Source organism: Paracraurococcus lichenis (genome assembly GCF_030657435.1).
GTDB lineage: Bacteria > Pseudomonadota > Alphaproteobacteria > Acetobacterales > Acetobacteraceae > Paracraurococcus > Paracraurococcus lichenis.
This window is the reverse complement of record NZ_JAUTWS010000007.1, coordinates 197,556-219,964: the sequence shown is the minus strand read 5'-3', so window position 1 is coordinate 219,964 and position 22,409 is coordinate 197,556. Positions and strand designations below refer to the sequence as shown.

General features: G+C 72.0%; 18 protein-coding genes. 9 read left to right on the top strand and 9 right to left on the bottom strand.

Annotated features, from left to right (window positions below; all coding sequences use genetic code 11):
* Positions 1 to 11 precede the first annotated feature (11 nt).
* The 5 genes from ntrX to dusB are packed head-to-tail and all read right to left on the bottom strand — an operon-like array spanning position 12 to position 7,557.
* A complete protein-coding gene (gene ntrX, locus Q7A36_RS09905) occupies positions 12 to 1,442 on the bottom strand; it encodes a nitrogen assimilation response regulator NtrX (protein ID WP_305103521.1) in 1,431 nt (476 codons plus the stop codon).
* Positions 1,432 to 3,819, bottom strand: a complete 2,388-nt coding sequence (locus tag Q7A36_RS09900) for a sensor histidine kinase NtrY-like (RefSeq protein ID WP_305103520.1) — start codon at positions 3,817 to 3,819, stop codon at positions 1,432 to 1,434. Before Q7A36_RS09900 ends, ntrX begins: the two co-directional genes overlap by 11 nt.
* A complete protein-coding gene (ntrC, locus tag Q7A36_RS09895; protein ID WP_305103519.1) occupies positions 3,819 to 5,261 on the bottom strand; it encodes a nitrogen regulation protein NR(I) in 1,443 nt (480 codons plus the stop codon). Before ntrC ends, Q7A36_RS09900 begins: the two co-directional genes overlap by 1 nt.
* Positions 5,261 to 6,439, bottom strand: a complete 1,179-nt coding sequence (locus tag Q7A36_RS09890) for a two-component system sensor histidine kinase NtrB (protein ID WP_305103518.1) — start codon at positions 6,437 to 6,439, stop codon at positions 5,261 to 5,263. Before Q7A36_RS09890 ends, ntrC begins: the two co-directional genes overlap by 1 nt.
* Positions 6,436 to 7,557, bottom strand: coding sequence for a tRNA dihydrouridine synthase DusB (gene dusB, locus Q7A36_RS09885; RefSeq protein WP_305103517.1), 1,122 nt, complete (start codon positions 7,555 to 7,557; stop codon positions 6,436 to 6,438). The genes Q7A36_RS09890 and dusB overlap by 4 nt, the downstream gene beginning before the upstream one ends.
* Positions 7,558 to 7,736: 179 nt before the next feature.
* Here dusB and Q7A36_RS09880 point away from each other — a divergent pair, with 179 nt between their 5' ends.
* Positions 7,737 to 8,891, top strand: a complete 1,155-nt coding sequence (locus Q7A36_RS09880) for a bifunctional 2-C-methyl-D-erythritol 4-phosphate cytidylyltransferase/2-C-methyl-D-erythritol 2,4-cyclodiphosphate synthase (RefSeq protein WP_305103516.1) — start codon at positions 7,737 to 7,739, stop codon at positions 8,889 to 8,891.
* Between the two features lie 12 nt (positions 8,892 to 8,903).
* Here the strand turns inward: Q7A36_RS09880 and cutA are convergent, their stop codons facing one another.
* Positions 8,904 to 9,233, bottom strand: a complete 330-nt coding sequence (gene cutA, locus Q7A36_RS09875; protein ID WP_305103515.1) for a divalent-cation tolerance protein CutA — start codon at positions 9,231 to 9,233, stop codon at positions 8,904 to 8,906.
* A gap of 80 nt (positions 9,234 to 9,313) precedes the next feature.
* Entirely contained in the window at positions 9,314 to 10,504 is a 1,191-nt protein-coding gene (locus Q7A36_RS09870; protein WP_305103514.1) for an acetyl-CoA acetyltransferase, read from the bottom strand.
* 116 nt (positions 10,505 to 10,620) lie between these two features.
* Between Q7A36_RS09870 and Q7A36_RS09865 the strand changes: the two genes are divergently transcribed.
* Positions 10,621 to 12,183 (top strand): acyl-CoA carboxylase subunit beta, encoded by a 1,563-nt coding sequence (locus tag Q7A36_RS09865; RefSeq protein WP_305103513.1) that lies wholly within the window; start codon positions 10,621 to 10,623, stop codon positions 12,181 to 12,183.
* A 224-nt stretch (positions 12,184 to 12,407) separates the two neighbouring features.
* Here the strand turns inward: Q7A36_RS09865 and Q7A36_RS09860 are convergent, their stop codons facing one another.
* A complete protein-coding gene (locus Q7A36_RS09860) occupies positions 12,408 to 14,051 on the bottom strand; it encodes a flavin-containing monooxygenase (protein WP_305103512.1) in 1,644 nt (547 codons plus the stop codon).
* A 285-nt stretch (positions 14,052 to 14,336) separates the two neighbouring features.
* On the opposite strand from Q7A36_RS09860, the gene Q7A36_RS09855 reads away from it, so the two are divergent.
* The 7 genes from Q7A36_RS09855 to Q7A36_RS09825 all read left to right on the top strand — a co-directional run bounded on the left by Q7A36_RS09855 (position 14,337) and on the right by Q7A36_RS09825 (position 20,843).
* Positions 14,337 to 15,200, top strand: a complete 864-nt coding sequence (locus Q7A36_RS09855) for a D-amino-acid transaminase (protein WP_305103511.1) — start codon at positions 14,337 to 14,339, stop codon at positions 15,198 to 15,200.
* Positions 15,197 to 15,847 (top strand): HAD family hydrolase, encoded by a 651-nt coding sequence (locus Q7A36_RS09850; protein WP_305103510.1) that lies wholly within the window; start codon positions 15,197 to 15,199, stop codon positions 15,845 to 15,847. The genes Q7A36_RS09855 and Q7A36_RS09850 overlap by 4 nt, the downstream gene beginning before the upstream one ends.
* Before the next feature lie 181 nt (positions 15,848 to 16,028).
* A complete protein-coding gene (hfq, locus tag Q7A36_RS09845) occupies positions 16,029 to 16,340 on the top strand; it encodes an RNA chaperone Hfq (protein ID WP_305103509.1) in 312 nt (103 codons plus the stop codon).
* 70 nt (positions 16,341 to 16,410) lie between these two features.
* Positions 16,411 to 17,688 (top strand): GTPase HflX, encoded by a 1,278-nt coding sequence (gene hflX / locus Q7A36_RS09840; RefSeq protein ID WP_305103508.1) that lies wholly within the window; start codon positions 16,411 to 16,413, stop codon positions 17,686 to 17,688.
* Positions 17,689 to 17,782: 94 nt separating this feature from the next.
* Positions 17,783 to 18,610, top strand: coding sequence for an inositol monophosphatase family protein (locus Q7A36_RS09835; protein ID WP_305103507.1), 828 nt, complete (start codon positions 17,783 to 17,785; stop codon positions 18,608 to 18,610).
* A 293-nt stretch (positions 18,611 to 18,903) separates the two neighbouring features.
* The gene (locus Q7A36_RS09830) at positions 18,904 to 19,821 is read left to right on the top strand and encodes an adenylate/guanylate cyclase domain-containing protein (RefSeq protein ID WP_305103506.1); all 918 of its coding nucleotides are present in this window, start codon (positions 18,904 to 18,906) and stop codon (positions 19,819 to 19,821) included.
* Between the two features lie 68 nt (positions 19,822 to 19,889).
* Positions 19,890 to 20,843, top strand: coding sequence for a pirin family protein (locus Q7A36_RS09825; protein WP_305103505.1), 954 nt, complete (start codon positions 19,890 to 19,892; stop codon positions 20,841 to 20,843).
* A gap of 380 nt (positions 20,844 to 21,223) precedes the next feature.
* Here the strand turns inward: Q7A36_RS09825 and mazG are convergent, their stop codons facing one another.
* The gene (gene mazG / locus Q7A36_RS09820) at positions 21,224 to 22,033 is read right to left on the bottom strand and encodes a nucleoside triphosphate pyrophosphohydrolase (RefSeq protein WP_305103504.1); all 810 of its coding nucleotides are present in this window, start codon (positions 22,031 to 22,033) and stop codon (positions 21,224 to 21,226) included.
* Positions 22,034 to 22,409: the final 376 nt, after the last annotated feature.

Here is a 22,409-nt window from a genome sequence, read left to right as displayed (position 1 = left end):
CGCGCCGGTTCCTACATCGGGCTCGCCGCCGCCGCCGCGGCGGCCTGGGCCGGGGCGCGGTCCTCGGCCTGCACGCCGAGGAATTTCAGCTTCCGGTGCAGCGCGCTCCGCTCCATGCCGACGAAATTTGCGGTGCGGCTGATATTGCCGCCGAAGCGGAGGAGCTGCGCCTCGAGGTACTGCTTCTCGAAGAGCTCGCGCGCCTCGCGCAGCGGCAGGGTCATGATCTCGCTGCTGCGGTCGAGCTTGAGCATGGCCGGCGCCGCCGAGCCCACCTCGGGCGGCAGCATGTCGGCGCGGATCGGGTCGCGCGCCTCGCCCGGCGCCATGATCAGCAGCCAGTCGATCAGGTTGCGGAGCTGCCGCACATTGCCCGGCCAGTCATAGGCCTGCAGCGCCGCCAGCGTGTCCTCGGCGAGTTCGCGCGCCGGCATGCCCGACAGCTCGCCCGAGCGGCCCATGAAGTGCCGCGCCAGCGCCGGCACATCCTCCCGCCGCTCGCGGAGCGAGGGGATCTTCAGCGGCACCACGGCGAGACGGTAGTAGAGATCCTCGCGGAAGCGACCAGCCGCGATCTCCGCCTGCAGGTCGCGGTTGGTGGTGGCCAGCACGCGGACATCCACCCTGACGCGGGTCGCGCCGCCGACGCGCTCGAAGCCCTGCTCCTGCAGCGCGCGCACGATCTTGCCCTGGGTCTCCAGCGGCATGTCGGCGACCTCGTCGAGCAGCAGCGTGCCGCCATGGGCGCGCTCCAGCACGCCGGCGCGGCGCGGCTGGGCGAGGGGGTCGGTGCCAGCCTCAAGGCCGAACAACTCCTCCTCGAAGCGGCCGGGGTTCAGGGTCGCGCAGTTCAGCGCGACGAAGGGCCCGTCGTTGCGGCGGCTGCGGGCATGGATCATGCGCGCCGCGACCTCCTTGCCCGATCCGGCGGGGCCGGTGATCAGCACGCGCGAGCCGGTGGGCGCGACCCGCTCGATCGCCCCGCGGAGCTGGTTGATCGACTGCGAGATGCCGACCAGCTCCGTCTCCGGCCCGGCGCGCAGCTTGAGCTCGGAATTCTCCCGCCGCAGCCGCGCCGCCTCCAGCGCGCGGGCGACGACCAGCAGCAACCGGTCGGAGTTGAAGGGCTTCTCGATGAAGTCGTAGGCGCCCTGCTGGATCGCCCGCACCGCGGTCTCGATGGTGCCGTGGCCGGAGATCATCACCACCGGGACCTGCGGCTCCTCCCGCGCCAGGGCGTTCAGGATGCCCAGGCCGTCGAGCCTGGAGTTCTGCAGCCAGATGTCGAGCACCACCAGCGAGGGGCGCCGCTGCTTGAAGGCCGCGAGCGCCGTGTCGCTGTTGTGGGCCTGCCGCGTCTCGTAGCCCTCATCCGTCAGGATGCCCTCGATCAGGGCGCGGATGTCCGGCTCGTCGTCGACGATCAGGATCTCATGCGCCATGCGCGCGCCTCATGCTCCCGTCCGGACGGTCAGTCTCGCTTGCCATAGGCCGGTCCTGCGCCGGCCGCCAGGGCAGGGTCAAGGTGGCCCGGGCCCCGCCGGAGGCCGAATCGGAGGCCGGATCGCGGGGCCTGTCCTCCAGCCCCAGCCTGCCGCCATGGTCCTCCATGATCTTCTTCACGATGGCAAGCCCGAGCCCCGTCCCCTTCGCCTTGTGCGTCACATAGGGTTCCGCCAGCCGCTCGCGCTCCTCGCCCTGCGGCAGGCCTATTCCGTCATCCTCCACCGCTATCGCCACCATGTCCTCGCCCGGCTCGATGCGCACGGTGATGTGTCCGATGACCTCCCCCGGTGCGCGCGACGGTGCATCAAGGGCCTCCGCCTGCGCACGCATGGATATCGCATCCGCCGCATTCTGCAGCAGATTCGTCAGCGCCTGGCCCAGCAGGCGGCGGTCGCAGGGGACCATCGGCGCCGCCTCGGGCAGCTCGATTCGGTACTCCAGCTCGGGATGCGCATCGCGCTGCAGCACCAGCGCCTCCCGCACCACCTGGCCCAGATCCTCCGGCCGGATCACCGGCTGGGGCATGCGGGCGAAGGCGCTGAACTCGTCCACCATCCGGCCGATGTCGCCGACCTGGCGGACGATGGTGTCGGTGCAGGCCCTGAAGGTGTCGGGGTCCGACTGGATCTCCTTGAGGTAGCGCCGCTTCAGCCGCTCCGCCGAGAGCTGGATCGGGGTGAGGGGATTCTTGATCTCGTGCGCGATGCGCCGGGCGACATCGGCCCAGGCCGCCTTGCGCTGGGCGCTCAGCAGCTCGGTGATGTCGTCGAAGGTGAGGACATAGCCGGCGACGCGCGGCGCGTCGCCCTCCGGTGCCGCCAGCCATTCCGTGCCGACCTGGGCCAGCAGCGTCCGGCGGTTGGAGGGCGGGCCGATCCGGATCTCGGCCGTGCCCGGCCGCGCCGGGCCCGCCGCATCCTCCTCGGCCGTCCCCCGCAGCAGCGGGGCGAATTCCGGCGCGACGGCCGCCATCGGCAGGCCGATCGCGGCGTCGAGGTCGAGGCCCAGCAGCTCGCTCGCGCGACGGTTGGGCAGGTTGATGCGGCCATCGGGCTCCAGCCCGACCACCCCGGCGGAGACGCCGGCCAGCACCGTCTCGGTGAAGCGGCGGCGGTCGTCGATCTGCCGATAGGCCTGCATCAGCTCCGAGCGCTGGGCGGCAAGCTGGTTGGTCATGCGATTGAAGGCGCGGGTGAGGCTCGACAGTTCCTCGTCGGTCGCCGACTCCTCGACGCGCGTGGCCAGGTCGCCCGCCCGCACGCGCTCCGCCGCGACGATCAGCCGCCCGATCGGCCGGGCGAGCTGGTTGGCGAGCACCAGGCCGATCAGTACCGCCGCCAGCAGCACCAGCAGCGCGGCCACGGCGAAGATCATGATGAAGGTGAACTGCAAGCCGTAGCGGTTGCGGTCGAGCTGCTCGTACTGCGCGACCTCGCGCTCCGCCCGCTGCTGGTTGTTCACCACCTCCGGGTCGACGGGGCGGCCGATCGCCAGCATCAGCATCGGCCGGCTGTCGAGCGCAACCACCGCGCGGACGCGGCCCGATTGCTCGTCGGGCAGGACCGCGACATCGCCCTGCCGGGCGATGTCGATGGCCCAGTCGGGCGGCGGGTCGAGCTCGAAATTGGCGGTCGGGCCATACTGCGCCATGGGGCGGCGGAGCGTCGGGTCGAAGACCACCGCCTCGGTCAGGCCGCGCAGCAGCGTGTGGGTCGCCAGCACCTGGGCGAAGGTCCGGCCCTGGTCGGCCAGCAGCAGGCTGCCGGCGCGGTTCAGGTCGTTGGCCATGGCCAGCGCATCGCCGCGGATGTTGTTGCGGTGCTCCTCCAGATAGGCCTGCGCGACCTGGCGGCTGGCCTCGAGCGCCGTCCGCACCCGGTCGCCGAACCAGGCCTGGATGCCAAGGTTGAAGAAGGCTGCCGCAAAGCCGGCGACCAGGATGGAAGGCACCACCGAGACCACGCTGAACAGCATGACCAGGCGCACATGCAGCCGGGCGCCGGCCGAGCCGCGACGCCGCTCCGCCCAGACCCGCACCAGCCGGCCGGCGAGCGAGGCGCCGAGCAGGCAGAGCACGAGGACGCTGACCAGCATCATCGCCAGCTCGACCCCCGGCCGGGTCGGGCCGAAGGGGCTGGCATTGGAGAGCACGGCGAAGGTGGCGATGCCGAGCAGCAGCGCCCCGACCGCGAGCCCGAGCGTCATCCCCCGGCCGAGCAGGATATCGGCGACGCGGCGGAGCAGGCCGCGCCGCCCGGGCGCCGCCTCCGGCGCCTCCGCCTCCCGCCGCGCCGCCGGGCGCAGGACCGGCATCAGCCGAGCCCGCGCACCACGGGCAGGTCGAGCTCGCGGATCTTCTTGCGCAGCGTGTTGCGGTTGAGGCCGAGCATGGCGGCCGCCTTGATCTGGTTGCCGCGCGTCGCGCCGAGGACGAGCCGCAGCAGCGGCCGCTCCACCTCGGCGAGCACCCGGTCATAGAGGTCGCGCACCGGCAGCCCGTCCTTCTGCGCCGAGACGAAGGCCTTGAGGTGGCGCTCGACCGCCTGCTCCAGCGTCTCCGGCCCGCGGGCGCCGGCCTCGGCCGGCGGCTCGGCCTCGGACAGCTCGGCGCTGACCGCCTCGGCGTCGATGGTCTCCTGCGGGTAGAGGGCCGCGAGGCGGCGCATCAGGTTCTCGAGCTCGCGGGCATTGCCCGGCCAGGAATGGCCCTTCAGCCGCTCCACCGCCTCCCCGCTGAGCTGCTTCTGCGGCAGGCCGGCGGTGCGGGCGCGGTCGAGGAAGTGGCGGGCGAGCAGCGGGATGTCCTCCAGCCGCTCGCGCAGCGGGGGCAGGCGGATGGGCACGACGTTCAGGCGGTAGAAGAGGTCCTCGCGGAACAAGCCTTGCCGGATGGACTGCCGCAGGTCGCGGTGGGTGGCGGCGACGATGCGGACATTCGCCTTGATCGGGTTGCGGCCGCCGACGGTGGTGAACTCGCCCTCCTGCAGGACGCGCAGCAGGCGGGTCTGCGCCTCGGGCGGCATGTCGCCGATCTCGTCGAGGAAGAGGGTGCCGCCGGCCGCCTGCTCGAAGCGGCCGATGCCGCGGTTGAGCGCGCCGGTGAAGGCGCCGCGCTCATGGCCGAAGAGCTCGCTCTCGATCAGCTCGCGCGGGATGGCGGCCATGTTGATGGCGACGAAGGGGCCGCCGCGGCGGCGGCCATAGTCGTGCAGGGCGCGCGCGACCAGCTCCTTGCCGGTGCCCGACTCGCCGGTGATCATCACCGTCAGGTCGGTGGTCGTGAGCCGCGCGACGGTGCGGTAGATCTCCTGCATGGCCGGGCTGCGGCCGACCAGCGGCAGGCGCTCCCCGGCCTCCTCGCCCTCCTCCTCGGCCGGCGGGGCGGCGGGGGCGGCGAGCGCCCGTTCCACCACCGCCAGCAGCTCCTTCAGGTCGAAGGGCTTGGGGAGGTATTCGAAGGCGCCGCGCTGGGCGGCCTTCAGCGCCGTCATGAAGGTGGACTGGGCGCTCATCACCACGACGCGCAGGTCGGGCCGCACCCGCTTGATCCGCGGCACCAGGTCGAGGCCGTTCTCGTCCGGCATGACCACGTCGGTGATGACCAGGTCGCCCTCGCCATCCTCCACCCAGCGCCAGAGGGTGGAAGCGGAGGAGGTGGCGCGCACCTGGTAGCCGGAGCGTCCGAGTGCCTGACTGAGCACGGTTCTGATGGCCCGGTCGTCATCGGCGACCAGGATGGTACGGCTGTCGTTCATCATCGACCCTTGGGGCGGATGCCGGGGCCCTTCACGGCCTCGGCGCGGCGCGGCGCGCTGGGCGGCATGGCCAGCGAAAGGCGGAAGACGGTGCGGCCCGGGCGGCTGTCGCACTCGATGAGGCCACCCTGGTCGGCGACCAGCTTGGCGACCAGCGCGAGGCCGAGGCCCTGGCCGCCGCGCTTCGTCGTCACGAAGGGCTCGAACAGGGTGGCGCGCACGTTCTCGGGGATCCCGGGGCCATTGTCGCGAACGCTCACCTGCAGCGGCAGGTGCACGCGCTCCCGGCTCCCCGGCACGGCGATCCGGACGCCGTGGTGATAAGCGGTGGAGAGGACGATCTCCCCGCCCAGTGGATCGACGGCCTCGGCGGCATTCTTCACCAGGTTCAGCAGGACCTGCACGAGCTGGTCGCGGTTGCCCCAGACCTGCGGCAGGGAGGGGTCGTAATCCTCGACCATGCGCAGATGCGTGGCGAAGCCGGTCTGGGCGACGCGCTTCACGTGGTCGAGCACCTGGTGGATGTTCACCGGGCCGAGCTCCACGGGGCGGTCGGAGAACATGTCCATCCGGTCCACCAGGCCGCGGATGCGGTCGGCCTCGTCCTGGATGAGTTGGCAGAGCTCCCGGTCGCCGTCGTCGGTGGCGGCCTGTTCCAGCAATTGCGCGGCGCCGCGGATGCCCGAGAGCGGGTTCTTCACCTCATGCGCCAGCATCTCCGCCATGGCCGAGGCGCCGCGGGCGGCGCCGAGGAAGTTGAGCTGGCGGTTCATCATCTGCGCGGTGGAGCCGTCCTGCAGCGTCAGCACCACGCCGCCCGGCATCTCCGGCAGCGGGCCGCCATGGGCGGAGACGCCGCGGCGATGCAGGCGCGGGCTGTCCAGCAGCAGGTCGTGGTCGGAGACCGGCGCCTCATGCTGGCGGACCTGGGCGAGGAGCGCGAAGAGCCGGCTGTCCTCCGGCAGCAGGTCGCCGAGCCGGAGCGTGGCGAGGGAGGGCAGGGAGAGCTGGAAGAAGATCTCGGCGGCCGGGTTGGCGTAGCGGAAGCGGTTCTCCGCATCCAGCACCACCGCCGGCATGGGCAGCGCCGAGAGGATCGCCGCCGCGTCCGGCAGCGGCTGGTTGCGGGCGGGCCGCACGGAGTCGGGCCGCAGGCGCGAGAAGAGGACGTCGCTCATGCCGCGATGCGCCCCATCTCGCCGCGCTCGTCCAGGGTTTCGGCATGGCCGCGGGCGTGGAACTCCGCCCGCACCTGCTCCAGCCCCTTGTCGAGCAGCGGCTGGTAATAGGCCTGGATCAGCCCCTCCACCGCCTCGGGCGTGTCGACCTGGTTGATGCGGGAGCGGAACTCGGCCGAGCCGGGCAGGCCCTTCGAGTACCAGGCGACGTGCTTGCGGGCGAGCCGCACCCCGGTCTGCCGGCCGTGGTGCGAGAGCATGTCGCGGTAATGCGCGAGCAGGATGTCGAGCTGCTCGGCGAGCGTGGGCTCGGCCGGCAGGACGCCGGTGCGGAGGTAGTCGGCGACCTGGCGCGGGAACCAGGGCCGGCCGTAGCAGCCGCGGCCGATCATGACGCCGTCCGCGCCCGAGAGCCGCAGCGCCGCGGCGGCATGCTCCGGGGTCAGGATGTCGCCATTGACGAGGACCGGGATCGAGACCGCGTCCTTCACCTGCCGCACGAAGCCCCAGTCGGCCTGGCCGGTATAGAGCATCTGCCGGGTGCGGCCATGGATGGTGACGAGGCGGATGCCGCAATCCTCGGCGATGCGGGCGAGGCGCGGGGCGTTCAGCGAGGCATGGTCCCAGCCCATGCGCATCTTCAGCGTCACCGGCACCGGGACGGCCCTGACCGTCGCCTCGAGGATCGCGGCGGCCTTCGCCTCGTCGCGCATCAGCGCGCTGCCGGCCTGCTGGCCGAGCGCGACCTTCTTCACGGGGCAGCCGAAATTGATGTCGACGATCGCGGCGCCGCGATCGACCGCGAGGCGGGCCGCATCGGCCATGACGGAAGGGTCGCAGCCGGCGAGCTGCACGGCCGAGGGCGCGCCGAAGCCGTCGACCTCCGCCATCTTCAGGGTCTGGCGGTTCTCCCGGACCATGGCCTGGGATGCAATCATCTCGGAGACGACCATGCCCGTGCCCTGGGCGCGGGCGAGCCGGCGGAAGGGCAGGTCGGTGACGCCCGACATGGGCGCGAGATAGACCGGCGTCGCGATCCGCACAGATCCGAGGTCAAGCGACCGCAAAGCGGGCACGGAGTCGGGCCGGGCGTCGCCGGGCGGCGGGGGGATGCTCATGATTTGGGCAAGGTAGGCGAAGTGATGTCGGACGGCAACGCGCCCCGACGCCCTGGACGCGGTTTTCCCGCAGCGACTCTCGCCCGCCCCAGCGTTCCCGCCGCGGGGCGTGCGGATGGAGCAGATTCGCGCCTCCGGCCGTTTCCGCCCTGCGGCGATCTGCTCTAGGGTCCGCCGCGATGACGACCGCCGCTCTCCTGATGGCCGCCGGCCAGGGCACCCGCTTCGGGGCCGACCAGCCGAAACAGTACCTGCCCCTGCTCGGCCGCCCGGTCCTGCGCCATGCCGCGGAGTCGCTGCTGGCCGAGGGCGGCGTCGCGCTGCTCCAGCCGGTCTGCGCCGCGGGCGAGGAGGCGCGGGTGGCCGCCATCCTCGAGGGGCTTCCCGTGCTGCCGCCGGTGCGCGGCGGGGAGACGCGGCAGGAGAGCGTCCGCGCCGGGCTGGAGGCGCTGGCCGCGCGCGACCCGGCGCCGGCGGTGGTGCTGGTGCATGACGCGGCGCGGCCGGTGGTGCCGCGCGGCACCATCCCCGCGCTGCTCGCGGCGCTGGACCGGGTGCCGGGCGCCATCCCGGCGCAGCCGGTGGCGGATACGCTGAAGCGCGGCGAGGCGGGGCTGATCGCGGAGACGGTGCCGCGCGCCGGGCTCTACCGCGCCCAGACCCCGCAGGCCTTCCGCTTCCCCGTGCTGCTGGCCGCCCACCGCGCCGCGGGCGGCGAGGCGACGGACGATGCGCAGTTGCTGGAGCGCGCCGGCGAGGCCGTCGCCCTGGTCCCGGGCGCGGAGACCAACGTGAAGATCACCTTCCCCGAGGACCTGGCGCGCGTGGAGGCGCAGTTCATGACCCGCCTGCTGCCCCGCATCGGCACCGGCTTCGACGTGCACCGGATCGAGGCGGGGCGCCCGATGGTGCTCTGCGGCGTGACCATCCCCTGCGAGTTCGGACTCGAGGGGCATTCCGACGCTGATGTCGGCATCCATGCGCTGTGCGATGCCATCTACGGCGCGCTGGCCGAGGGCGATATCGGCCGCTGGTTCCCGCCGTCCGAGATGAAGTGGAAGGGCGCCGACAGCGCGCAGTTCCTGCGCCATGCGGCCGGGCGCATCGCGGCGCGCGGCGGCGTGCTGGCCAATGCCGATGTCACGCTGCTCTGCGAGCGGCCGAAGATCGGCCCGCACCGCGACGCCATGCAGGCGCGGCTGGCGGAACTGCTAGGCGTCGAGCCGGGGCGCATCGGCGTGAAGGCGACCACCACCGAGCGGCTCGGCTTCACCGGGCGCGGCGAGGGAATCGCGGCACAGGCGGCGGCCATGGTGCTGCTGCCGATGGGCTGATGCGGCCCGGCGCTACCTGCCCGGCGCGACCTGCTCCCGCACCCAGGTGAGGAAGTCGGCATCGCCCTCCGCCGCCGGCAGGGCGAGGATCGCCGGCGTCTCGTAGCTGTGCAGGGCGCGGATGCGGCTGCGGAGATCCTCGAAGCGCGCGGCCGTGGTCTTGGCGATGAAGGCCACTTCCTCGTTCTCGTGCAGCGCCCCGTCCCAGCGGTAGATGGCGGTATGGCCGGGCAGGATGTTCACGCAGGCGGCCAGGTGCTCGCGCACCAGGGCGCGGCCGATCTGCCGCGCCTCCTCGGCATCGGCGGCGGTCACATAGACCCAGAGCACCTGGTCAGTCATGGCGCAGACCCACGGGATCCAAGGGCCTTAAGCCCTTGGCGGATGGGGTTTGGGGAAGGCAGAGCCTTCCCCAGGGATGGTCAGGCCCGCTCCAGGATGGAGACGTAGTTCGCCACCGCCGCCCCGCCCATGTTGAAGACGCCGCCGAGCTCCGCCTTCGGGAGCTGCATGGCGCCCGCATTGCCGGTGAGCTGCATCGCCGTCAGCACATGCATGGAGATGCCGGTTGCGCCGATCGGGTGGCCCTTCGACTTCAGGCCGCCGGAGCGGTTCACCGGCAGCCTGCCGTCCGCCGCGGTCCAGCCTTCCAGCACCGCCTTCGCCCCCTGGCCCTCGGGCGCGAGGCCCATCGCCTCGTATTCGATGAGCTCGGCGATGGTGAAGCAGTCATGCGTCTCGACGAAGGAGAGGTCGGTGACGGCGTCGAGGCCCGCCTGGTCGAGCGCGCGCTTCCAGGCCTCGCGCGGCCCCTCGAAGCGGATGACGTCGCGGGAGGCGATGGGGAGGAAGTCGTTCACCTGCACGGCGGCGCGGAAGCGGACCGCCTTCTGCATGGCCTTCGCCGTCTCGGCATCGGTGATGACCAGCGCCGCGGCGCCGTCCGAGACCAGGCTGCAGTCGGTGCGCTTCAGCGGCGGGGCGACGAAGGGGTTCTTCTCGGACTCGGCGCGGCAGAAGGCGAAGCCGAGGTCCTTGCGCATCTGCGCCCAGGGGTTGTCCACGCCGTTCTTGTGATTCTTCGCCGCGATGGCGGCCAGCGCGTCGGACTGGTCGCCGTGGCGCTGGAAATAGGCCTCGGCGATGCGGGCGAAGACGCCGGCGAAGCCGCCCTGGATGTCCTGCTCGGTCTTGCGGTAGCTGGCGTTCAGCAGGATGTCGCCGACCTGGGGCCCCGGGGTCGCCGTCATCTTCTCGGCGCCGAGGACGAGCGCGAAGCGGCCGCGCCGCGCCGCCAGGAAGTCGAGCGCGCCATGGATCGCCGCCGTGCCGGTGGCGCAGGCATTCTCGTAGCGCGTGATGGGCTTGAAGCGCAGCTCCGGCACGCTCTGCAGGATGAGCGAGCTCGGGAAGCCCTGGTTGGTGAAGCCCTCGCCGAAGACGCCGACGAAGCCGGCATCGATCTCGGCCGGGGAGATGCCGGCATCCTCGATGGCGGTGCGGCCGACCTGGGCGAGCAGGGTCTCGAGGTCCGGCGCCTCGCTGCGGCCGAAGGGAGTATGGGCCCAGCCGACGATGCAGGCGTCCGGGGCGGCCATGGTGGGGGCGGGCATGGGGTTCCTCCGTGCGGTTGGCGGGGAGGATAGGCCGCCCCGCCGGCCCCCGCCACCTCCCTACCCCTTGCGCCTCCCGCGTGCTGCAATGCGCGGAAAGAAGGGGATGGAGACGCATGAGCTGGCAGCCCGAACTGGACGAGCTCGCCCGCCGCCAGGCCATGGCGGAGGCGATGGGCGGGCCCGACAAGGTCCGCCGCCAGCATGAGGGCGGCCGGCTGACGGTGCGGGAGCGCATCGGCGCCATGCTCGACGCCGGCTCCTTCCATGAGGTGGGCGCCATCGCCGGCCGCGGCGAATACGGGCCGGACGGGAGGCTGGCGGGCTTCACCCCCTCCAACTGCGTCATGGGCCGAGGGCTGGTCGAGGGCCGCCAGGTGGTGGTGGTCGGCGACGACTTCACCGTGCGCGGCGGCAGCGCGGACGCCACCATCCGCGAGAAGCCGATCATGGCCGAGCGCATGGCCGCCGACCTGCGCCTGCCGATCATCCGGATCATCGAGGGCTCGGGCGGCGGCGGCTCGGTCAAGACGATCGAGACGACGGGCCGGGCCAACCTGCCGGGCGGCATCGGCGGGAACTGGCTGTACCACCACACCGGCGACAATCTCTCCCGCGTGCCGGTGGTGGGGCTCGGCCTCGGCTCCGTCGCCGGGCTCGGGGCGGCGCGGCTGGCGGCGACGCATTTCAGCGTCATGACCAAGGAGACGAGCGCGATGTTCGTCGCCGGCCCGCCGGTGGTGAACGCGCTCGGGCGGACGCCGGTGAGCAAGCAGGAGCTGGGCGGCTGGGAGATCCAGACGAAGTCCGGCGCGGTGGACCATGCGGTGGAGACCGAGGAGGAGGCTTTCGAGGCGGCCCGCCGCTTCCTGAGCTACCTGCCCTCGAACGTCTGGGAGCTGCCGCAGCGGCTGCCGAGCGAGGACGACCCGGACCGCACCGACGAGGGCTGGCTCTCGGTCATCCCGCGCGACCTCAGAAAACCCTACCGCGTCAGGCCGATCATCGAGGGGCTGATGGACCGCGGCTCGGTCTTCGAGATCGGCCGGTGGTTCGGCCGGCCGGTCGTGACCTGCCTCGCTCGGCTGGGTGGGATGCCGGTCGCGGTGCTGGCGGGCGACCCGATGCACTATGCCGGGTCCTGGACGGCGGATGCCTGCGCCAAGGTCATCCGCTTCGTGGACCTCGCCGAGACCTTCCACCTGCCGGTCGTCTACCTCATGGACTGCCCCGGCTTCATGATCGGCCTGGAGGCGGAGCAGCGCGCCACCATCCGCTGGGGCGTGCGCGCCATGGCGGCGGTGAACCAGACGACGGTGCCCTGGTGCACGGTGATCGTGCGGAACGCCTTCGGCGTCGCCGGCGTGGTGCACCAGCCGGCCAGCCGCTACTCCGTCCGCTATGCCTGGCCGAGCGCGCGCTGGGGCAGCCTGCCGCTGGAGGGCGGGATCGAGGCGGCCTATCGCGCCGATCTCGACGCCGCCGCGGACCCGGCGGCGAAGCTGGCGGAGATCGAGGCGCGGCTGCAGCAGCTCCGCTCGCCGCTGCGGACGGCGGAGGCCTTCTGGGTGGAGGAGATCATCGACCCGCGGCAGACGCGACGGCTGCTCTGCGAGTTCGCCGGCCTTGCGGAGCGGGTGCTGGAGCCGGGGATGCGGGCGCACGGGATCCGGCCCTGAGCAGGTTTTTGCGGGTTGGGCCACGCTTCTTGCGGCCCAACCCTTTGCAGCGAAAGCCTGCTCAGGGTTCTATTGCAGCGCAAACCCGAAGGGGTTTGCTTGGGGCCTTCCCGCGCGGATGACGCAGTGCGAGAACGCCCCGGGTTCGTCCCGGGTCGAGCGGCAGCGCGCCCAGGTGCGTGTCCGTTCCTCCAGCAACCCGGGCGCCGGGCGCGGCGCCGCGGTCAGCGCATCTCGAAGCCCTGGTAGCCGCTCGCGGCCACCTCGGCGCATTTCTGCCGGTAGGTGCCGACGCCGCCGGTATAGGAGAGCACGCGGCGCGGCTTACCCTGCACGTTGGATCCGAGATACCAGGACACCGTCTTCGAGATCAGGTTGGCGCTCGCCGTCTCGTCATGGTGCGCGACCCAGCGGTCCTCCATCTCCTTGCTCGGCTCGCAGACCGTCAGCCCCTTCGCCCGCATGTGCCGGATGCAGTCGCTGATCCACTCGGTCTGCTGCTGCAGGCAGGTGGTCATGTTGCAGAGCGCGGCCGAGGGGGCGAGGGGAGTCGCCGTCGTGAAAAGGTTCGGGTAGCCATGGACCTGCAGGCCCATGGTGGTGCGGATGTCGCGGCTCCAGTCCTCCTTCAGGCTCCGCCCGCCGCGGCCGCGGATGTCGATCCGGGTCAGCGCGCCGGTGCCGGCATCGAAGCCGGTCGCCAGGATGAGGATGTCGAGCGGATGCACCGTGCCGTCCGCAAGTTGGACGACCTCCGGCACCACCCGCTCGATCGGGTTGTCCCGGACATTCACCACCTCGACATTCGGGCGGAGATAGGCCTCGAGGTAGTTCATCTCGAGCGGCACCCGGTGCGTGCCGAAGCCGTAGTCCTTCGGGATCAGCAGGTCGATCAGCTTCGGGTCCTTGAGGCGCGCGCGCATCTTCTCGCGCACGAACTCCGACACCTCGGCATTCACCGCCGCGTCGAAGAACATCTCGGCGAAGGAGGCGAGCCAGAGCTTGAGCGAGCCGTCCTGCCAGCAGGCCTCCAGCACCTCGCGCCGCTGCGCGGGCGTGAGGTCGGCCCATGTATGGGTGAAGTCGTACTCGAAGCCGGTGAAGGTGTTCGGCAACGTCCGCTGCAGCTCCGCGAACCGCGCCTTGTAGGCCTCGGCCTCCCGGGGACCATAGGCCGGGTTCTTCATCGAGACGACGTATTGCGGCGTGCGGACGAAGACCGTGAGGTGTCCGACCTCGGGCGCGATGGTCTGGATCACCTGGATCCCGGTGGCGCCGATGCCGACGACGCCCACGCGCTTGCCGGCGAGGTCCACGGGCTCCTTCGGCCAGCGGCCGGTATGGATGACGCGGCCCTTGAAGCTGTCCTGCCCTGGGAAGACCTCGGTCAGGGGGGCGGAGAGCATGCCGCCGCAGGTCACCAGGAACTGCGTGTCTATCGTCTCGCCGGTGTCGGTCCGCACCGTCCAGCGGTCGGTCGCCTCGTCGAACCGGGCGCCGGTGATGGTGGTGCCGAACTGGATGTCCTTCTTCAGGTCGAGCCTGTCGGCGACATAGTTGAGCCAGCGCTCGATCTCCGGCTGGCCGGGGAATTTCTCGCTCCAGCTCCAGCCCTTGTAGAGCTCCTCCGAGAACAGGTACTGGTAGATATAGGATTCGGAATCGAACCGGGCGCCGGGGTAGCGGTTCCAGTACCAGGTGCCGCCGACGCCCGAGGCGGCGTCGTAGGCGCGGACCTTCAGCCCCTGCTGGCGAAGCTGGTGCAGCATGTAGAGCCCCGCCACGCCCGCGCCGATGATCAGCGCATCGAGGGTCCGCGCGGGCGCGGCGCCTTCCGCCGGCTTGGTGTCGAGAGTCGACTCGGTCATGTCTCGCTCCCCGTCCGTCGTCTTGCTTGGCGCGGGGGCGCGTCCTCTCGCCGCGCTGCCGCGGGCGGGGCGTCCCTCCGGCGCGCCCGGGCCGGTGGCCGATGCGGCGGCGCAGCCGGGCGCCGCACCGCGCAACCGGCCTGGGCACATCCGAGACTATTTGAAAATCTATGCTTCCGCCAAGCATCTCGTGCCTGGCCGGCCCCGACCCGGTGGCCCCCGCTTCCCTTTCCGCCCGCCCTCGGCCACACCATCCCCCGACCCACACCACCGCCGGGACGCCGCATGTCGCGCATCGCCTATGTCAATGGCCGCTACCTCGACCAACGCCTGGCCGAGGTGAACATCGAGGATCGCGGCTACCAGTTCGGCGACGGGATCTACGAGGTGGTGCACCTCCACCACGGCCGCTTCGTGGACGCGGACCGGCACCTCGACCGGCTGGAACGCTCGCTCGGCGAGATCCGCCTGCCCATGCCGATGACCCGCGCCGCGCTGCGCCACGTCCTTGCCGAGGTCGCGCGCCGCAACCGCGTCACCGAAGGGCTGCTCTACATGCAGGTCACCCGCGGTGTCGCCCGCCGCGACCATGCCTTCCCGGCGAAGCCGGTGCCGCCCGCCCTGGTCGTCACCGTCAAGCGCATCGCACCCTATCCGCAATCCGTGGAACGATGGGCCGCCGCCTGCATCACCCATCCGGACCTCCGCTGGGCGCGGCGGGACATCAAGTCGGTGAACCTGCTGCCCAATGTCCTTGCCCGCCAGGCGGCGCGGGAGGCCGGGGCGATCGAGGCCATCCTCTACGAGGAAGCGACGGGCATGGTGACGGAGGGCGCCGCCACCAGCTTCTGGATCGTCGACGAGCAGGGGGTGATCCGCACCCGCCACCTCGACCAGGTCATCCTGCCCGGCTGCACCCGCGGCGCGCTGATCGCTGAGCTCCAGGCAGCCGGCATCCGCTTCGAGGAACGCGCCTTTTCGCTCGAGGAGATGCGCCGCGCGCGGGAAGCCTTCCTGACCTCCGCGACCTCCTTCGTGAAGCCGATCACGCGCATCGACGGCGCCCCGGTCGGCGACGGCCAGGTCGGGCCGGTGGTGCGGCGGCTCTTCGACCTCTTCGCCCGGCACGTGAAGGGGAATGCGGCGTGAGCCTCCCGGCGCCGCGCGCGGTCCTCTGGGACTGGGACAATACCCTGGTGGATGGCTGGGCAGCGATCCATGCCGGCCTCAACGCCGCCTTCCGCGCCCATGGCCTGCCGGAATGGACGCTGGACGAGGTGAGGGGCCGTGTCCGCCGCTCGCTCCGTGAGACCTTCCCCGAGATGTTCGGGACCGCCTGGGAGGAGGCCCGCGACACCTTCTATGCCGAGGTCCGCGCGCGCCATCTCCAGGTCCTCACCCCCATGCCCGGCGCCGCCGCGGCGATCGAGGCCGTCGCGGCGGCCGGCCTCGGGCAGGGCGTCATCAGCAACAAGCAGGGCCCGCTGCTGCGGGCGGAGGCGGCGCATCTCGGCTGGGACCGGCATTTCGCCGCCCTGCTCGGCGCCGGCGATGCCGCGGCCGACAAGCCCGATCCGGCCCCCTTCCGCATGGCGCTCGCGGCGCTCGGGACGGAGGCCGGGCCGCAGGTCTGGTATGTCGGCGATACCGCGCTCGACATGCAGGCGGCGCGTGCCGCGGGCTGCACCGCCGTGCTGCTCGGCGATGCGGCGCATGACGGCGGCGTCGCCAATGCCCTGCCGGACCATGCCTTCGCGGACGGCGAGGCGCTGGCGGCCTGGCTGCGGCAAGGGTGACGCTGCCGCTCGCGCCTGCGCTTAATGCAATGCTGCAACGCAGCAAAATTCCGCACGGATGCGTCATCCATCCCTTGCAACCCGGCGGCCGGTATCGGATGTTCCCAACTGCCTGCGATATGGGGCATCCTGCCCCGGCACGCCGCGTCACGCGGCTGCCAAGAACAAGAAGGACCGCGCCGTGGCCGCCGAGAAGTCCCAGAACGTGCAGGACGTGTTCCTGAACCACGTTCGCAAGAGCAAGACTCCCGTGACGATCTTCCTCGTCAACGGCGTCAAGCTGCAGGGCATCATTACCTGGTTCGACAATTTTTCCGTCCTGCTGCGCCGGGACGGACATACCCAGCTCGTCTACAAGCATGCGATCAGCACCGTGATGCCGGGCGCGCCGATCCAGCTCTTCGACCCGAACGCCCCGCGCGAGGGCGCGACCGTCCGGACCGAGGGGACGACGCTGACCATGAGCAGAGAGGCCAATCCTGTCGGAAGCTGACCGCCACGGGCTGCCTTCGCCCGCCAATGACCGCGGCGACGGATCGGACGAGGGGCCGACCCGCGCCGCCGTGATCCTTCCCTATGATCGTCCCGGCCGCGCCGCCCCCGGTGGCGCGGAGGGCGCCGCGCGCGCGGCGGAAGCCCGGCTGGCCGAGGCCGTGGGCCTCGCCGCCAGCATCGGCGTGACCATCGTCCACGAGGCCATCTTCCCGCTGCGCGAGCGCCGCCCGAGCACGCTGCTCGGCGAAGGCCAGGTGCAGCTCGCGAAGCAGGCGATCACCGAGCACCGCGTCGGCGTCGCCGTGGTGGATGCCGCCCTGACCCCGGTGCAGCAGCGCAACCTCGAGCGCGAGTGGCGCTGCAAGGTCATCGACCGGACCGGGCTGATCCTCGAGATCTTCGGCGAGCGCGCCCGCACCCGGGAAGGCTCGCTGCAGGTCGAACTCGCCCATCTCGACTACCAGCGCACGCGGCTGGTGCGGTCCTGGACCCATCTCGAGCGGCAGCGGGGCGGCTTCGGCTTCCTCGGCGGCCCTGGCGAGTCGCAGATCGAGATCGACCGCCGCCTGATCGGCGAGCGGATGGTGAAGCTGAAGAAGGAGCTGGAGCAGGTCCGCCGCACCCGCGGCCTGCACCGCCGGGCACGGGAGCGCGTGCCCTATCCGGTGATCGCGCTCGTCGGCTACACCAATGCCGGCAAGTCGACGCTGTTCAATGCGCTGACCGGCGCCGGCGTCTATGCCCAGGACCAGCTCTTCGCGACCCTCGACCCGACCATGCGCGGCATCCGCCTGCCCTCGGGCCGGCGCGCCATCCTGTCGGACACCGTCGGCTTCATCTCCGACCTGCCAACGCAACTGGTGGAAGCCTTCCGCGCCACGCTCGAGGAGGTGGCGGCCGCCGACGTCATCCTGCATGTCCGCGACGTCGCCCATCCCGACACCGCGGCGCAGCGCAACGACGTCTTGCGGGTGCTGCAGGAGATGGCGACCGGCCCCGACCCGGCGCTCGACGAGGGCTGGGAGGGCCGCGTCATCGAGGTGCTGAACAAGGCCGACCTGCTCGGCGGCATCGGCGCCGTCGAGGGCGTGACCGGCGAGCAGGCCGTCGCCGTCTCGGCGCTGACGGGGGAGGGGCTGGACGCGCTCCGCGCCACCCTCGATGCCAGGCTGGCGGCGGGGCTGGAGACGGTGGATTACGCCATCCCCGCGGCCGACGGCGCCCGCCTCGCCTGGCTCTACCGCCATGGGGAGGTGCTGTCGCGCGCCGATGCGGAGGGCGACGTGCACGTCACCGTCCGCCTCAGCCCCGCCGACCGCGCACGCTTCGAGCAGCCGCCGGCCTGAGGCCTGACGCCGGGCCATGCGGCAGGGCGTTTTCGCGTTGCACCATGGCCGGGAAGCGGCTCTATCGGGCGGCGCGGCAGCGGAGCGGGATGGGATGCGGTTCGACCAAGGGGCGATGCAGGATGTCGCCCGGCTTTTGCGCGATGCTGCCATGGCCGAGATCATGCCGCGCTTCCGCCGCCTCGCGGCCGGCGCGGTGCGGGCCAAGACCGGGCCGCTCGACCTGGTGACGGATGCCGACGAGGCAGCGGAACGGGCGATCGCCGCCGGCCTCGCCCGGCGCTTCCCTGGCTGCCTGGTGGTGGGCGAGGAGGCGACGGCCGCCGATCCCGCCCTGCTCGACCGGCTCTGCCAGGCCGACCTCGCCTTCGTGGTCGATCCGGTGGACGGCACCGCCAATTTCGCCGCCGGCCTGCCGCTCTTCGGCAGCATGGCCGCGGCGGTGGTGCGCGGCGAGGTCGTCGCCGGCTGGATCCACGACCCGCTCGGCGACGACACGGCGATGGCGCTGCGCGGGGAAGGGGCCTGGATCGAGGCGCCGGACGGCCACCGCCACGACCTGCGCGTCGCCGCGCCGGTGCCGGTTGCCGAGATGGTCGGCGCCTTCAACTGGGGCTACCTGCCGGAGCCGCTGAAGAGCCGCGTGACTTCGCGCCTGCCGCGCATCCGCGCCTCCGTCACCTTCCGCTGTGCGGCGCACGAGTACCGAATGGTGGCCGGCGGCCATGCCCATGCGCTGCTCTACAACCGGCTGATGCCCTGGGACCATGCGCCGGGCTGGCTGCTGCACCGGGAAGCCGGCGGCTACAGCGCCCGCTTCGACGGCAGCGCCTATGGCCCGCATGTCACCGGCGGCGGTATGATCGTCGCGCCCGACCGGGCGAGCTTCGAGGCGCTGCGCGAGACACTGCTTGACCCCTGAGCAAACCCCTCGGGGTTTGCGCCGCAACGAAACCCTGAGCAGGCTTTCGCTTCAAAGGCTTGGGCCGCACGACGTGTGGCCCGACCTGCGAAAGCCTGCTTGGCGCGGCACCCCCGGCCGACAGCCTGCGGCCGGCTCGCGCGCCGCCGGGTGCGCCCGGCCGCGGGCCGCCTTGGCTGCCGTCCCGGCGCGGAGGGCGGTCTGCCCTTCTCCGGCGCCGGGCTCGATTCGGGCTTGCGTGGCGCGCCGCAATGCGCGAATGCAGGGAGTTAGCATCGCGAAGTCCCGCATCCTTGGAGCCTCCGTTCCGCGAGGCGGTCACCACCGCGCAGCTCGCCATTCTCTTTGCCGACATTGCGGGCAGCACCGAGCTCTACCACAGGCTTGGTGACCAGCCGGCGCGCGGCCTGGTCGGAGACTGCCTCGGTGCCATGGCCTCCGACGTCGCCCGGGGCGGCGGCCGGGTGGTCAAGACCATCGGCGATGAGGTCATAGCGACCTTCCCGACGCCCGAGGCGGCCTTGCGTACGGCGGCCGCCCTGCAGCAGGGGGCCGCCGACCGACCGCCGGTCGGCGGCAAGCCCCTCGCGATCCGCATCGGCCTGCATTTCGGCCCGGTGCTGCTGGAGGACGGCGACGTCTTCGGCGATGCGGTGAATGTCGCGGCGCGGCTGGTGGCCGGCGCCAAGGCCGGGCAGATCCTGACCAGCGGTGCGACCATCGCCGCCGCCGGCGGGGACTGGGGCCGCACCGCCCGGCTGGTCGACGTGACCGCTCTGCGCGGCCGGCGCGAGCCGATGGAGATCTTCGAGTGCCTCTGGGCCACGGGCGAGGAGACGCTGATGCGTGCGCCGCCGCGCGCCCCATCCGCCGACGTCGTCGCCTGGCTCACCCCGCCCCGCGGCGGCAGGCCGATCGGCCTGAGCGACCGGCAGCCCTCCCTGACCGTCGGCCGTGGCGAGGCGAGCGATCTGGTGCTGTCGGGCACCTTCGTGTCCCGGCTGCATGCCCGCATCGAGGTGCGCCGCGGCCGCTGCGTGCTGACCGACCAGAGCACCAACGGCACCTATGTGCGCGGGGAGGTGGGCCAGCCCGTCTTCGTCCGGCACGACAGCCAGGTGCTGACGGGACGCGGCCTGATCGGCTTCGGCGAACTGCCATCCGAGGGCGGTGCGACCGTCCTCCGCTTCGAGGTGCCGGAGACGATGTAACCGCCGGCCGTGTTGCAGCGCGAGCGCGATGCCCCAGGATGGCGGCCGGAGCGAGAGAGGACACGCGCATGAGCTGGCAACCTGCCGACGACCCCACCTGCACCGAGGCCTTGCCGCAGGACGTCTCGCTGGTCATCGTGCCGCGGGCGCATGACATCGGCGGCTTCGAGGTCCGCCGCGCCCTGCCGGCCAAGGAGCGGATGCTGGTCGGCCCCTTCATCTTCTTCGACCAGATGGGCCCGGGCGAGTTCCTGGCCGGCACCGGCCTCGATGTCCGGCCGCACCCGCATATCGGTCTCTCCACCGTCACCTACCTGTTCGAGGGGGCGATCCAGCACCGCGACAGCCTGGGGTCGAACCTGGCGATCCGGCCGGGCGATGTGAACTGGATGACGGCGGGGCAGGGGATCACCCATTCCGAGCGCTCCGCCGCCGCGGAGCGGGCCGCTGCCCGCAGGCTCTCCGGCATCCAGTCCTGGGTTGCGCTGCCGAAATCGGCCGAGGAGACGGCGCCCGCCTTCGCCCACCACCCGGCCTCCAGCCTGCCGGTCGGCGAGGAGGCCGGGCTGCACCTGCGGCTGATCGCCGGCGAGGGTTGGGGGATGCGGGCGCCGGTCGCCACCGCCTCGCCGCTCTTCTACGCTGATGCAGTGCTGGCGCCGGGCGCCCGGGTGCCCTTGCCCGACCAGCATGAGGAGCGCGCCGCCTATGTGCTGGAGGGCGAGGTCTCGGTCGGCGGCGAGAGCCACGCGCCGGGGCGGATGCTGGTCTTCCGCGCCGGCGACGGGCTGGCGCTGACGGCGGGGCCGCAGGGGGCGCGGCTGCTGCTGCTGGGCGGCGCGGCGATGGACGGGCCGCGCTACGTCTTCTGGAACTTCGTCAGTTCCTCGCGCGAGCGGATCGAGCAGGCCAAGGCCGACTGGCAGGCGCAGCGCTTCGCCAAGGTGCCGGGGGACGACCAGGAGTTCATCCCGCTGCCGGAGACGGTGCGGGTCCGGGGTGGGACCGCGAACTACCCCTGAGGCAGTGCCGACTACCGATCGGCCGCGCCCTTGCGCCGGCGCGGCTGAGGAGGCTCCGGGAGCGCCGCCCGGAGCCTGCCGCGTGACCCGACGACGGGCGCGAGGCCGCAGGCGCACCGACCCGACTTCCTTCACTGCGACATCCGAAGGCTGGTCCTGCGGGGGCGCGCCCGCTGCGGGCCGCTGCTGGCATGAAGCTTGTTCATGTTTTGTTCTGCATAGGTTCTGACGGAGGGTCTCCGGCACCCGCATCGGCACGCTTTGCGTAAAGAATTCTCAGGCGGCGTGTATTCTTTCCAAGTGTCGGCACGCCGAATGCGGTCGCGGCCTGGACGCCGCGACCGCGTGTGAACCGCTTTACAGTGTGTCGGGCGGCGTGCTCAGGCGCCGCCGCGCTCGGCCGCCTTCACCGCCTGCCACTCCGCCTCCATGGCCTCGAGCCCGGCATCCGCCGGGCTCTGCCCCTGCGCGGCGAGCCTCGACTCGACCGCCTCGAAGCGACGCGTGAACTTGGCATTGGCGCCACGCAGGCATTCCTCCGGGTCGAGGTCGAGCTTGCGGGCCAGATTGGCCAGGACGAAGAGCAGGTCGCCCACCTCGTCGGCCAGCCGGGTCGGATCGGCGGCCGGCAGCTCGGCACGCAGCTCGGCGGCCTCCTCCTCCAGCTTGTCGAGCACGGCGCCGGCATCGGGCCAGTCGAAGCCAACCCGGGCGGCGCGCCGGGTCAGCTTGTTGGCGCGCATCAGGGCAGGGAGGGCCGGCGGGATCCCGGCGAGGGTCCCGGTTTCGGCCCGGGCCGCCCGTTCCTGCGCCTTCTGCGCCTCCCACGCCGTGGTCTGCTCGGCCGCCGAGCGGGCCGATTCGTCGCCGAACACATGTGGATGGCGAGAGACCATCTTCCTGTGAATACTTTCCGCAACATCCGTAAAGGAAAAAATTCCTTCCTCTTCCGCCATGCGGGCGTGATAGACGACCTGGAACAGCAGGTCGCCGAGCTCGTCCAGCAGCGCCGGCCGGTCGCCGCGGCGGATGGCGTCGGCGACCTCGTAGGCCTCCTCGATCGTATAGGGCGCGATGGTCTCGAAGCTCTGCACCTGGTCCCAGGGGCAGCCGCCCACGGGGTCGCGGAGTCGGGCCATGGTGGCGAGCAGGCGCAGCAGCGCTTCGGCGGGGGCGGACGTCTCGGGCATGGGGCTCTCCGGCGGGACGCGGCGGCCCATGGCGAAGGCGGCGCAGGCTGGCAAGGCCCGGCGGCGCGGGGCCAGGGTCGGTGCCGCGGGCATGGGCCGGAGCGGCCGCGCCCGAGGGTGCCGTACCCGGGCGTCGGGACGGCCGCGCCGGGATGCAGCATGGCGCCGTCGGTGCCTCAGGCGTGGCGCGCTCGCATCACCGTGGTAACGCAGACACGTTGCGACATGCAGCGTCAGTGGACGGCAGGCCGGTTGGTGGGATAGCCAGGAAGTCGGGGGCCTGTGGGGGGTTCCGTAGACATGCTGGGTTGGAGGGACGGGCGGCCGCGCAGCGCGCGCGCCCGGGAATCCCCGGCTTATCCCCAGAGCGACCTTG

Coding starts and splice junctions, on each gene's coding strand:
- dusB (WP_305103517.1), bottom strand. CDS start 7,557: ATGAGCATCCCCCCGCCGCCCGGCGACGCCCGGCCCGACTCCGTGCCC.
- Q7A36_RS09865 (WP_305103513.1), top strand. CDS start 10,621: ATGAGCTGGCAGCCCGAACTGGACGAGCTCGCCCGCCGCCAGGCCATG.
- Q7A36_RS09835 (WP_305103507.1), top strand. CDS start 17,783: ATGCGGTTCGACCAAGGGGCGATGCAGGATGTCGCCCGGCTTTTGCGC.
- ntrC (WP_305103519.1), bottom strand. CDS start 5,261: ATGAACGACAGCCGTACCATCCTGGTCGCCGATGACGACCGGGCCATC.
- Q7A36_RS09855 (WP_305103511.1), top strand. CDS start 14,337: ATGTCGCGCATCGCCTATGTCAATGGCCGCTACCTCGACCAACGCCTG.
- Q7A36_RS09860 (WP_305103512.1), bottom strand. CDS start 14,051: ATGACCGAGTCGACTCTCGACACCAAGCCGGCGGAAGGCGCCGCGCCC.
- Q7A36_RS09890 (WP_305103518.1), bottom strand. CDS start 6,439: ATGAGCGACGTCCTCTTCTCGCGCCTGCGGCCCGACTCCGTGCGGCCC.
- Q7A36_RS09870 (WP_305103514.1), bottom strand. CDS start 10,504: ATGCCCGCCCCCACCATGGCCGCCCCGGACGCCTGCATCGTCGGCTGG.
- Q7A36_RS09825 (WP_305103505.1), top strand. CDS start 19,890: ATGAGCTGGCAACCTGCCGACGACCCCACCTGCACCGAGGCCTTGCCG.
- cutA (WP_305103515.1), bottom strand. CDS start 9,233: ATGACTGACCAGGTGCTCTGGGTCTATGTGACCGCCGCCGATGCCGAG.
- mazG (WP_305103504.1), bottom strand. CDS start 22,033: ATGCCCGAGACGTCCGCCCCCGCCGAAGCGCTGCTGCGCCTGCTCGCC.
- Q7A36_RS09880 (WP_305103516.1), top strand. CDS start 7,737: ATGACGACCGCCGCTCTCCTGATGGCCGCCGGCCAGGGCACCCGCTTC.
- Q7A36_RS09900 (WP_305103520.1), bottom strand. CDS start 3,819: ATGCCGGTCCTGCGCCCGGCGGCGCGGCGGGAGGCGGAGGCGCCGGAG.
- ntrX (WP_305103521.1), bottom strand. CDS start 1,442: ATGGCGCATGAGATCCTGATCGTCGACGACGAGCCGGACATCCGCGCC.